Source organism: Burkholderia sp. 9777_1386, assembly GCF_015712265.1.
GTDB classification, from domain to species: Bacteria; Pseudomonadota; Gammaproteobacteria; order Burkholderiales; family Burkholderiaceae; genus Burkholderia; species Burkholderia cenocepacia.
Genome location: NZ_JACCQB010000039.1, coordinates 32,504 through 44,504, shown reverse-complemented (window position 1 = coordinate 44,504; position 12,001 = coordinate 32,504). Strand labels below are relative to the sequence as shown.

At 68.4% G+C, this 12,001-nt stretch carries 10 protein-coding genes; 4 read left to right on the top strand and 6 right to left on the bottom strand.

Annotated elements, in window-relative coordinates; all coding sequences use genetic code 11:
• The first annotated feature begins 51 nt into the window (after positions 1–51).
• Positions 52–4,893, top strand: a complete 4,842-nt coding sequence (locus H0X91_RS24960; protein WP_062910417.1) for an NAD-glutamate dehydrogenase — start codon at positions 52–54, stop codon at positions 4,891–4,893.
• Between the two features lie 22 nt (positions 4,894–4,915).
• Here H0X91_RS24960 and H0X91_RS24955 read toward each other — a convergent pair whose 3' ends face one another.
• The 6 genes from H0X91_RS24955 to H0X91_RS24930 form a co-directional block, all read right to left on the bottom strand.
• Positions 4,916–5,779 (bottom strand): class I SAM-dependent methyltransferase, encoded by an 864-nt coding sequence (locus tag H0X91_RS24955; protein ID WP_058903244.1) that lies wholly within the window; start codon positions 5,777–5,779, stop codon positions 4,916–4,918.
• Between the two features lie 7 nt (positions 5,780–5,786).
• On the bottom strand, positions 5,787–6,137 hold the full coding sequence (locus H0X91_RS24950; RefSeq protein WP_058903245.1) for a VOC family protein: 351 nt from the start codon (positions 6,135–6,137) through the stop codon (positions 5,787–5,789).
• Between the two features lies 1 nt (position 6,138).
• Positions 6,139–6,315: a ribbon-helix-helix protein, CopG family gene (locus H0X91_RS24945; protein WP_058903246.1), complete on the bottom strand. Its 177-nt coding sequence runs from the start codon at positions 6,313–6,315 to the stop codon at positions 6,139–6,141.
• Positions 6,316–6,422: 107 nt separating this feature from the next.
• Positions 6,423–7,253: an arylamine N-acetyltransferase family protein gene (locus H0X91_RS24940; RefSeq protein ID WP_058903602.1), complete on the bottom strand. Its 831-nt coding sequence runs from the start codon at positions 7,251–7,253 to the stop codon at positions 6,423–6,425.
• Between the two features lie 132 nt (positions 7,254–7,385).
• Positions 7,386–8,072: a hypothetical protein gene (locus H0X91_RS24935; RefSeq protein ID WP_012493397.1), complete on the bottom strand. Its 687-nt coding sequence runs from the start codon at positions 8,070–8,072 to the stop codon at positions 7,386–7,388.
• A 337-nt stretch (positions 8,073–8,409) separates the two neighbouring features.
• Positions 8,410–9,894 (bottom strand): amidase, encoded by a 1,485-nt coding sequence (locus H0X91_RS24930; protein WP_058903247.1) that lies wholly within the window; start codon positions 9,892–9,894, stop codon positions 8,410–8,412.
• Positions 9,895–10,237: 343 nt separating this feature from the next.
• Between H0X91_RS24930 and H0X91_RS24925 the strand changes: the two genes are divergently transcribed.
• The 3 genes from H0X91_RS24925 (at position 10,238) to H0X91_RS24915 (ending at position 11,993) form a co-directional block, all read left to right on the top strand.
• Positions 10,238–10,672, top strand: coding sequence for a universal stress protein (locus H0X91_RS24925; RefSeq protein WP_012493398.1), 435 nt, complete (start codon positions 10,238–10,240; stop codon positions 10,670–10,672).
• Positions 10,673–11,149: 477 nt separating this feature from the next.
• On the top strand, positions 11,150–11,398 hold the full coding sequence (locus H0X91_RS24920; RefSeq protein ID WP_006487226.1) for a hypothetical protein: 249 nt from the start codon (positions 11,150–11,152) through the stop codon (positions 11,396–11,398).
• 121 nt (positions 11,399–11,519) lie between these two features.
• Complete coding sequence (locus tag H0X91_RS24915; RefSeq protein ID WP_058903248.1) at positions 11,520–11,993, top strand: nuclear transport factor 2 family protein; 474 nt, start codon at positions 11,520–11,522, stop codon at positions 11,991–11,993.
• Positions 11,994–12,001: the final 8 nt, after the last annotated feature.

The window sequence follows — 12,001 nt, the reverse complement described above, 5'->3', positions numbered from 1 at the left end:
ATAATGCCGGACAGACGCAGCCGCCAATGGCCACCCGACGAGGAGACCGCCATGGAAGCGAAGAACGAGGAAGTCGTCGCACACCTGCTCTCCGACGTCGTCGAATTCGCGCGCGCTCGGCTGCCCGAAGCCACGTTCCGGACCGTCGAACCCTTCCTGCGTCATTACTACGATTTCGTCGATGCCGACGATCTGCAGAACCGCAGCATCGCCGACCTGTACGGCGCCGCGATGGCGCACTGGCAGACCGCGCAGAAATTCGTGCCCGGCAGCGAACGCCTGCGCGTGTACAACCCGATCCTCGAACAGCACGGCTGGCATTCCGACCACACGGTGATCGAGATCGTCAACGACGACATGCCGTTCCTCGTCGACTCGGTGACGATGGCCGTCAACCGTCTCGGGCTCGCGCTGCATTCGGCGCTGCATCCGGTGTTCCGCATCTGGCGCGGCGCCGGCGGCGGCATCGAGCGGGTCGACGCGGGCGGCGCGACGTCCGGCGACGGCCAGTCGCAACTCGCGTCGTTCATCCATTTCGAAGTCGACCGCTGCGGCGACGCCGCGTTGCTCGACACGCTGCGCGAGGACATCGCGCGCGTGCTCGGCGACGTGCGCGCGTCGGTCGAGGACTGGCCGAAGATCGTCGACATCGCGCGCGCGACCATCAAGGAGATGAAGGCGCGCGAATCGACCGCGGAGGACATCGAGGCGCGCGCGTTCCTCGAATGGATGGCCGCCGATCACTTCACGTTCCTCGGCCAGCGCGACTACGCGCTCGTATCGGACGGCACGGGCTTCGGGCTGCGCGGCATCGAGGGCTCGGGCTTCGGCATCCTGCGCGAAGCGCTGCGCACGTCCGGCGCGCCCGACGTGACGCCGCTGCCGCAGGCCGCCGCCGACATCATCACCGGCGCGTGGCCGATCTTCCTGACCAAGGCGAATTCGCGCGCGACGGTGCACCGGCCCGGCTATCTCGACTACGTCGGCGTGAAACTCGTCGGCGCCGACGGCAAGGTCGTCGGCGAGCGCCGCTTCATCGGGCTCTACACGTCGACCGCGTACATGGTGTCGACGGCCGAGATCCCGATCGTGCGCCGCAAGTGCGCGAACATCCTGCGGCGCGCGGGCTTCCTGCCGAAGGGACATCTCGGCAAATCGCTCGTGACGGTGCTCGAAACTTATCCGCGCGACGAACTGTTCCAGGCCGACGAAGACCAGCTCTACGACATCGCGCTCGGCATCCTGCGCCTGCAGGAACACCAGCGCACGCGCCTGTTCGTGCGCCGCGACCGGTTCGACCGCTTCGTGTCGTGCCTCGTGTTCGTGCCGCGCGACAAGTACAACACCGACCTGCGCCGCCGCATCGCGAAGCTGCTGGTCGACGCGTACAACGGCGTGAACGTCGAATTCACGCCGCTGCTGTCGGAATCGGCGATCGCGCGGATTCATTTCGTCGTGCATGCCGAACCGGGCACGATGCCCGACGTCGACACGCGCGAACTCGAAACGCGGCTCGTGCAGGTCACGCGCCGCTGGCAGGACGATCTCGCCGACGCGCTGCTCGACGCATTCGGCGAAGAGCAAGGCAACCGCCTGCTGCAGCGCTATGCCGAGTCGTTCCCGGCCGGCTATCGCGACGACTATCCTGCGCGCACGGCCGTGCGCGACATCGAGCTGATCGAGCGCGTGAAGGACTCGGGCCAGCTCGCGATGAACCTGTACCGGCCGATCGAGGCCGAGCCGCGCGCGTTCCGCTTCAAGGTGTATCGCGCGGGCGACCCGATCGCGCTGTCGCGCAGCCTGCCGATGCTCGAACACCTCGGCGTGCGCGTCGACGAGGAGCGGCCATACCGGATCCAGACGCAGGATGCCGCGCATGCATGGGTACACGATTTCGGCCTCGAGCTCGCCGACGATACCGAGTTCGACATCGAGCGCGTGAAAGGCCTGTTCGAGGATGCGTTCGACCGGATCTGGAGCGGCCGGATCGAGAACGACGACTTCAACCGCCTCGTGCTGCGCGCGCACCTGAGCGCCCGCGAAGTGACGATCCTGCGCGCGTATGCGAAATATCTGCGGCAGGTCGGCTCGACCTTCAGCGACGCGTATATCGAGCGCGCGCTGACCGGCAACCCGGCGATCGCGCGGCAACTCGTCGAGCTGTTCGTGCTGCGCTTCGACCCGCGGATCGGCGACACGCGCGACGTGCAGGCCGAACGGCTGCTGAAGGCGATCGAAGGCGCGCTCGACCAGGTGCCGAACCTCGACGAGGACCGCATCCTGCGCCAGTTCCTCGGCGTGATCAACGCGACCGAACGCACGAACTACTTCCTCGCCGACGCGAACGGCGAATCGAAGCCGTACCTGTCGTTCAAGTTCAACCCGGCGAAGGTGCCCGGCCTGCCGGAACCGAAGCCGATGTTCGAGATCTGGGTGTATTCGCCGCGCGTCGAGGGCGTGCACCTGCGCGGCGGGCGCGTCGCGCGCGGCGGCCTGCGCTGGTCGGATCGCCGCGAGGATTTCCGCACCGAGGTGCTCGGGCTGATGAAGGCGCAGATGGTGAAGAACGTCGTGATCGTGCCGGTCGGCTCGAAAGGCGGCTTCGTCGTGAAGAACCCGCCGCCGCAGAGCGATCGCGAGGCATGGATGCGCGAAGGCATCGCGTGCTACCAGACGTTCCTGCGCGGGCTGCTCGACCTGACCGACAACCTCGCCGGCAACACGATCGTGCCGCCGCCCGACGTGGTGCGCCACGACCCCGACGACCCGTATCTCGTCGTCGCCGCCGACAAGGGCACGGCCACCTTCTCCGACTACGCGAACGCGATCTCGCACGAATACGGCTTCTGGCTCGACGACGCGTTCGCGTCCGGCGGCTCGGTCGGCTACGACCACAAGAAGATGGCGATTACCGCGCGCGGCGCGTGGGAATCGGTGAAACGGCACTTCCGCGAGATGGGCATCGACACGCAGACGACCGACTTCACCGTGGTCGGCGTCGGCGACATGTCGGGCGACGTGTTCGGCAACGGGATGCTGCTGTCGCCGCATATCCGGCTCGTCGCCGCGTTCGATCACCGGCACATTTTCCTCGACCCGAACCCCGACCCGGCGACGAGCTTCGCGGAGCGCCAGCGCATGTTCGCGCTCGAGCGCTCGAGCTGGGCCGACTACGATACGTCGGTGATTTCGGCGGGCGGCGGCGTGTATCCGCGCACCGCGAAGACGATCCCGCTGTCGCCGGCGGTACAGGCCGCGCTCGGCATCGACGCGCACGCGCTGCCGCCGACCGAATTGATCCGCGCGATCCTGCAGGCGCCGGTCGACCTGCTGTACAACGGCGGCATCGGCACCTACGTGAAGGCGGCGCGCGAAACCCACGCGCAGGTCGGCGACCGCGCGAACGACGCGGTGCGCGTGAACGGCGCGGACCTGCGCTGCAAGGTCGTCGGCGAAGGCGGCAATCTCGGCTGCACGCAGTTCGGCCGCATCGAGTTCGCGCAGCGCGGCGGCCGCATCAACACCGATGCGATCGACAACTCGGCCGGCGTCGATTGTTCGGATCACGAAGTCAACATCAAGATCCTGCTCGGGCTCGTCGTGTCCGACGGCGAGATGACCGAGAAGCAGCGCAACGCGCTGCTCGCCGAGATGACCGACGAAGTCGGACTGCTGGTGCTACGCGACAACTACTACCAGACGCAGGCGCTGTCGATCGCGGGCCGCTATGCGGTCGAGCTGCTCGACGCCGAGGCGCGCCTGATGCGCTGGCTCGAACGCGCGGGCCGCCTGAACCGCGTGATCGAATTCCTGCCGACCGACGACGAAGTCGCCGAGCGGCAGGCCGCGAAGTTCGGCCTCACGTCGCCGGAGCGCGCGGTGCTGCTCGCGTACAGCAAGATGTGGCTCTACGATGCGCTGCTCGAATCCGACGTGCCCGAGGATCCGCTGGTGGCCGCGATGCTCGTCGACTACTTCCCGAAGCCGCTGCAACAGCGCTTCAGCGAGCCGATGCGCCGCCATCCGCTGCGCCGCGAGATTCTCGCGACGCATCTGACCAACGCGCTCGTGAACCGTGTCGGCTGCGCATTCGTGCACCGGCTGATGGAGGAAACCGACGCGAAGCCGGGCGACATCGTCCGCGCGTGCATCATGGCGCGCGACGTGTTCGATCTCGATGCGGTATGGCGCGACATCGACGCGCTCGACAACCGCGTCGCCGACGACGTGCAGGCGCGCATGTTCGTCGACGTCGCGCGGCTGCTGGAGCGCGCGGCGCTGTGGTTCCTGCGGCATCTGCAGTCGGGCGCGGTGGCCGACGGCGGCGTCGCCGAGCTGATCGCGCGCTGTCGCGACGCGGCGGCGCGGCTCGCCCCGCAACTGCCGTCGCTGCTGCCGGCCGACGATCTCGATGCGTTGTCCGAGCGGCAGCGCGTGCTGGTCGACGCCGGCGTCGACAGCGCGCTCGCGGTACGCGTCGCGAGCGGCGACATCTCGGCCGCGCTGCTCGACATCGCCGAAGTGGCGGCGACCTGCAACCGCAGCCTCGAACTCGTCGCCGGTGTCTATTTCTCGCTCGGCACGCTGCTCAATTACGGGTGGATCGGCGAACGCGCGGCGAACCTGCCGACGCCGACGCACTGGGACATGCTCGCGCGCGCCGCCGCACTCGCGGAAGTCGCGCGGCTCAAGCGCACGCTCGCGACGAGCGCGCTCGCGGAGTCGCCGGATTCGACCACGCCGGAGACGATCGTCGGCGCGTGGCGCGCGCGCCGCGAAGCCGCGCTGGTGCGCTACGAACACCTGCTCGCGGATCTGCGCGCGTCCGGCGGCGCGAGCCTCGCGGTGCTGCTCGTGGTCGTGCGGGAGATGGCCGTGCTCGAACGCGCGTGACGAGTGTGACGGACGCGACGGGTCAGACCGTCGCGACCAGCAGCTCTTCCGCGCGGTTCGGCGGCCGCAGACCGTCGGTGCGCTCGGCGAAGTAACGGCGCGTCAGCTCGGCGGCCGACACGTGTTCGGCCTTCGCGAAGCCGGACTCCCGTGCGAGCGCCTGGATCTGGTCCGGCATGAAGAAGCTGATGAACGGCGTGCCGCTCGCCCGCGCGCCCTTCGCGGCCATTTCCATCCCCGGGCGCACGTCCGGATCCGCGTTCTCCAGCGGCAGCAGGAACGTCATCGCGAACGTCGAGCCCGGCGCGAGCGACGCGACTTCGCGCAGCGCGGCCGCATTCGCTTCGCGCGTCAGGTACATGCTGACGCCGGTGGATACGACGACCGCCGGCTTGCCGGCATCGAAGCCCGCACCGACGAGCGCGTCGCGCCACGACTGCTTCGCCTCGAAATCCACCGGCACGAAGCGCAGCCAGTCGGGCACGCCGAAGCCGAGCTCGACCAGGCGGCGCTGCTTCCAGCGCTGCGGCGCCGGCTGGTCGACTTCGAACACGGTCACGCGCGACGCCATGTCCGGCCGACGCTGCACGAAGCTGTCGAGCCCCGCGCCGAGGATCACGTACTGGCGCACGCCGCGCGCGGCCTGCTCGGCCACGAGATCCTCGATGAAGCGCGCCCGCGCGACGATCGACGCGCGAAACGGCCGCGTGAACTGCGGATCCATGTCGCCGCGCTGCTGCCAGCCGGGTGCCGGCGCGAGCAATTGCAACCCGATTTCGTCCGTGAGCACATGCGGCGGCGCGTCGAGTTCGACGTGCAGCGCGCGCCACAGCGCGACGCGCGCGGCCGTGCTGTCGGGCGCGTCGTCTTCGCGGATAGCCGTCATGTCGACCTCACGCGCCCTGCTTGCCCGGCGCCTGCAGGCGCCACACCCGGCCGTCCGGATCGCGCACCGTCATGTCGCGCGTGCCCCAGTGCGTGTCCTCGAACGGCGTGACGACCTCGACGATCGGCTGCGGCTGCACCGCCTGCTCGTCGGCCACCTTGAGCACGACCTGCATGTCGGGCGTTTCGCTCGGCGGCACTTCGGCGATGAACAAGAATGGACCGTCGCCGCTGCGCAACTGGCCCGAATTGTGGTCGGTTTCGAATTCCAGCCTGAAGCCCAGCGCCTGAAAGAACTTCGCCGACTTGCCCCAGTTGTGGGTGGTCAGATACACGGCTTCGATCCGCTCGGATGACATGTCACTCCTCCTTGTTGGACGGTTCCGCGCCGGACGGCGGCGCGGCCAGGTACGCGCGCAACGCGTCGGCCACCAGCGCGGACAGCGATTGCTCCGTTTCGATGGCGCGATGCTTGACCTGCCGGATCAGGCCGAGCGGCAAGTACACGTTGAATTGCTTCACTTCTTCCTCGGTCATGGATACTAGTATGCTAGCAATCTAGCAAAAGTCAACTGACGGTGATCGCGGGATGGTCGCGGCCCGCGTGCGGGCCGCCGTCGGATGTCGGATGTCGGGGGTTCGCGTTACCGCGCGGGGCGCGCCGCGAGTCGCGCGAACAGCGCGTCGAGATCGAACCCCGCCGTATTGATGCCGATCGTGTCGCGCAGGCAGGCGGCCCAGTCGGCAGCATTGTCGAACGTGACCGTGCGCCCGGCCCCCGCCGCGTCGCGCAACGTCAGCGCGGTGTTGAGCAGCGCCGCGCGGCCGTCCGGCAGCACGCGGCACGCGATCAGGTCGTTCACGAAGATCGATTCGGGATAGGTCGACGTGAACCAGTTCGCGGCGTCGTAATCGATCCATTCGGCCGGCTTCAGCGAGAAGCGGTAGGTCGTCTGCCAGCCGTCGGTGATTTCGAACTGCATGTCGAATTCGCCGTCGACCGGCGCGTCGATCACGCGAAACGCGCCGTGCGGCGTCAGTTGCCGCTCGCCCGGCACGAAGCGCAGCGGCGCGGTCAGCGTCGCGCTGCCGAAGCCGATGTCCGCGAGCCACGCGGCCCCGTCGAGGTCGATGCGCAGCAACATGTGCGTCTGCGCGGTGACGATCTCGGGCGGCCGCATCCAGCGCACGCGCGCGATCAGCGGCGTGACGCGAAAACCGATCGTCGTGAGCGCGGTGTAGAACAGCTTGTTGAGTTCGAAGCAGTAGCCGCCGCGGCGGCGTTCGACCACCTTGTCGACGATCGCGGGCAGGTCGAGCGCGACGCGCGCGCCGGTCAGCGGATTGAGGTTTTCGAACGGAATCGCCTGCGGGTGCAGCAGATGCAGCCGGCGCAGCACGTCCAGCGTCGGCGCGGCCGGGCCGTCGTAGCCGATGCGGGAGAAATAGCGCGAGAGGTCGAACGAGTCAGTCATGAACCGGCACCGATAAAAGGGACCCGCCACGATAGCATCGCGCGCAATCCCCATGTTGTGCGGGGCGATTGTTCGTGGTCGACGCGCGCGATGCGGGCCGCGCATCGCGCGCACATCCGCGCCACGTTGACGTTACGGCAGCAGCTTCAGCGCGGACGACGCGACCGACGGCACCGAAATGCCCTGGCTCGTCGCGAACTGGACGGCCTGGCCGAGCGTCGCGGCCAGCGACTGCAACTGGCCCGGCGCGCTTTGCGCGATATACGACGCGGCCTGCATGTTCTGCGGATTCAGGCCCGACTGCAGCAACGACGCGGCGCTCGTCGAACCGAGATTGCCGAGCCCCGACTGCAGTTGCGAATACTGCGTGAGCCCCTGCCCGAGCGACGCGAGCCCGTTGCTGAACGCCTGCTTGTCGATCGGGCCGTGCGTGGCGCCGCCGCTCGCGAACGCCTGGCCGAGCGCCTGCGACACCGATTGCTGCGCGCCGCCCATCTGCGACAGCGTGGCCGGCGACAGCGCATCGGCACCGGACAACTGACTCGCGGCCTGCTGCGCCTGCCCGGCCGCCCCCGTCAGACCCATCGCCGATGCGAGCGACGACTGGCCGTTCAGCACCTGCTGGTTCGCCCCGACATAGGCCTGCAGCAATTGCGCGACACCGCCCTGCGCAGGCGCCGCCTGCTGCTGCCCACCGCCGAGCAGCGACGCGCCGAGCGACTGCAGGTCGAGCTGCGCGTGCGCGGCGCCGCTCACCAGGATGCCGAACGCGATGCCTGCCGAGGCCAGATGCCGGCCCGTCGCGCGAATGTGCTTCATGTGTGTTCCTCGTGCCCGAATTGTCGAGGCGATATTGTCGAAGCGCGTCGCGCGCCGCCGCAACGACTGAAACACATCGAAACGAAATCCGGCGGCGGCGCCGCTTGCAATTCGGCGACCGACGGGCCCCGTCACGCAGATTCGCGCGCGTTTGCCGAGCGATGTCGTGCGCGCATCCCGATTCGTTCTCCGGCTGCATCAATGGCGGATGTCGGGTCCGGCGGGCGCCGGCGAACGTCGCGTCGAGCGATGCAAAACGAAACGGGCAGCTCGTCGCCGCCCGCTCCGTCACCCCGGCAACTGGCTACCGGCTACCGGTTGCCCGCCTGCCGCGGCATCACGCGGCCATCCACGCCGGCACGCGCCGGGCCACCCAGTCGGCCGCCCGCTCGTAGCCGCGCGCAAGCTGCAGCACGGCGAGATCGGCGCGCGGACGCCCGATCAGTTGCATCCCCATCGGCAACCCCGCGTCGTTGAAGCCGACCGGCACGTTGATCACCGGGCAGCCGGCCAGCGTCCACGGCACGACCGTTTCCATCCAGCGGTGGTAGGTGTCCATCGCGCGGCCCGCGATCTCCTTCGGCCAGCGCTGGTCGACGTCGAACGGGAACACCTGCGCGGTCGGCGCCGCGATGAAGTCGTAGCGATCGAAGAAGCTCAGCACCGCCTGATGCCACGCGGTCCGTTCGACGCTCGCATCGAACACCGCCGCGCCCTGCAGCGCGAGCAGCCCTTCGACCTCGTAGATCGCCTCGGGCTTCAGCAGCGCACGGCGCGCCGGGTCGCGATAGTGCGCGAGCAGCCCGCCGCCCGACAGCAGGTGCCGGTGCGCGAGCCACAGACGCCAGATCCGGTCGGGTGCGAACGCCGGCAGCGCGGCATCAACGTCGCAGCCGATCTCGCGCAGCGTCGCCAGCCCGTGCTCGCACTGCGCGAGCACGCCGGCCTCGGTCGCGAGATAACCGTTCCAGTCGCCGACCCACGCGATGCGCTTGCCGCGCAGGTCCGCGTCGAGCGGCTGCGCGAACACCGCCGGATCGTCCGCGAGCGACAGCGGATCGTTGCGGTCGTAGCCGGCCTGGATCGCGAGCAGTTGCGCGACGTCGCCGACGGTGCGACCCATCGGCCCTTCGATGCCGAGCTGTTGCATGAACACGTCGACGCCCGGCCAGCGCGGCACGCGGCCCTGCGACGGGCGAAAGCCGTAGATGTTGCAGAACGCGGCCGGGTTGCGCAGCGACCCGCCGAAATCGCTGCCGTCCGCCACCGGCAGCATCCGCGACGCGAGCGCCGCCGCCGTGCCGCCGCTGCTGCCGCCCGCGCTCTTCGTCAGGTCGTACGGGTTGCGCGTCGCGCCGTAGACTTCGTTGAACGTATGCGAACCGAGCCCGAACTCGGGCGTATTGGTCTTGCCGATGAAGATCGCGCCGGCCGCGCGCATCCGCGCGACGCCGACGGAATCGGCCTGCGGTACGTTCTCGCGGAAGATCGGCGAGCCGTAGGTCGTGCGCAGCCCCTTCGTCATCGCCAGATCCTTCGGCGCCTGCGGCATCCCGTGCAGCCAGCCGCGATACTCGCCGCGCGCCAGCTCCGCGTCCTTTTCCGCGGCTTCCGCCAGCAGCGCATCGCGATCGCGCAGCGCGACGATCGCGTTGACCGCGCCGTTCACGCGCTCGATGTGATCGAGATACGCACGCATCGTCTCGACGCACGACACCGCCTTGCTGCGGATCGCCGACGCGAGCTCGCCGGCCGACAGGCGTACGACCGGATCGACGGAAATGGAAGCGGGAGCGAGAAACTGCGGGGCGCCGTGCGGCATGCGGGGTCTCCTGGGAAGCGGTAGCGGATGGCGCGCCGCCGGGCGGCGGCCGACGCTCTACTCTACGCGACGCGCCCCGGACGACCTCCGATATTTTGCGGCGCAATTCATTGTGGATCCGACTGAATCGCGCTCGCGCGAACGGCCGGCGACGACCGGGCGGAACGGGCGACGCCGCTCGCTGCCGTTTATGCGCATAAACTTAAATTTCTTATATTTTTAATTGGTGCGTCACGAGACCGCGCGCGTTAACGACATTTTTATGCGGCCGGCCGATCTCTTTAGATCGCTTCGTGCGGCCGCACGCTACGCTGGAAGCACTTCGTTTCCGGGTTCATCGTCCATGCTCAAGCTGCTGGTTCCGGTCGGTCATTCACCGCGCTCGCTTCAGGCCGTCCGGCACGCGACGTTTCTGTATCGCGAGCGCTGCGCATCGGAGGTCGTGCTGATCAACGTGCAGGCGCCGCTGGAATCGACGCGGCTCGAGGCCTATCACCCGCTGTCGCGGTTGCGCGCGATCGAGACGCAATTCGCGACCGACGATCTCGCGATGGCCGAGCGGATCCTGCGCGATGCGGACGTGAAGTTCAGCGTCGTGATGAAGGTCGGGCCGGTGGCCGACACGATCGCGGCCACGGCGGCCGAGACCGGGTGCGACGAGATCGTCGTGGCCGGGCCGCGACGCGATCCGCTGCACGCGTTGATGTCGGTGTTTCGGCGCAGCGTGATGGCGCGGCTGGTGCGGATTTCGAATGTGCCGGTGACGGCGGTGCAATGACGGAAACGGCGCGTCATGCGTGCGCATCGTGCGCACGCTGTCGCGCGGCGCTCAATCGATGACCTTGCGCCAGAACACGAAATAGGCGGCCGCGGAAGACGCCAGCAGCAGGATGGCCCACATCGGGGCAAGACTGATCAGGACGGAAGAGACGTTCAACATTTTGGCTTCCTCACTATTTCGACAGCGATATTCGACACCTGCGTGCTTGCCGGACCCGATGCGTCGACCCCGCATCGCATGCCGTCAAATCATGCATTCATGCTATCGCTTCGAACGGCCGTGCGACCGCCGCCGCCCGCCCGCACCCTGACATTCGTCAAACTCCCGCGCATTGGCCGCTCGTCGGACCGCGACCGAAAAACGGGACAGGATCGTCCCGCTCCGCCAGCGCTTTCAGCAGACGTTTACCGGGGGAAGCCCCAAGTGCTTCGTCGAACGTGTCCGCGTTACGCTTGAGCGACGAGGAGACGAACCATGAGACGAGCCGTACATATCGCCGTTTTTGCATTGCTAGCCTATCTCATCGGCGATCGCGCGATCCTGCACGCGCAGGGCCGCGACGCCAGCCCGCTCGCGTGCGAGCAAGGCGCCGCGCAGGTCAAGGCCGACGCGCTCGGTCGCGGCTTCGGCGAAGCCGCCGCCGGTAGCCAGAGCGAGGCGTTCATGTCGGGCTGCCTGGTGACGGGACGCAGCGATCAGGACGTCGCGATGGCGGCCCGCTGACGCGCCGCATCCGGCGACGAGCCGGCCGCGCCCGAAGTCGCGGGCGCCGGTTCGCGCTGCCTGCCCCACTGTCCCGATACGGACGTTGCCGTCCGCCATCCCTGCCCCGTTACGCCCCGACATGACCGATCCGAACACCGCGTTGATCCAGCGCTTCTACACGGCCTTCCAGCAGCGCGACATCGACACGATGCTCGCGTGCTATGCCGACGACATCGTGTTCAGCGATCCCGCGTTCGGCGAGCTGCGTGGCGAGCTCGCACGCGACATGTGGCGGATGCTGGTCGCGCGGGCGCAGGAATTCTCGCTGACGTTCGGCGAAGTCGCCGCGGACGACCAGGACGGGCGCGCAAAATGGCGCGCGGACTACCGGTTCGCCGCGACCGGACGGAGGGTGGTCAACCGGATCGACGCACGCTTCCGGTTTCGCGACGGACGCATCGTCGAGCATCGCGACCATTTCGACCTGTGGTGCTGGGCGCGTCAGGCGCTCGGGATGAAGGGCGCGCTGCTCGGCTGGACGCCTTTCATGCAGCGCGCGATCCGCGCGCAGGCACGGAAAAATCTCGACGCGTATCGCGCCAAGCGGAAATAGGCCACGCC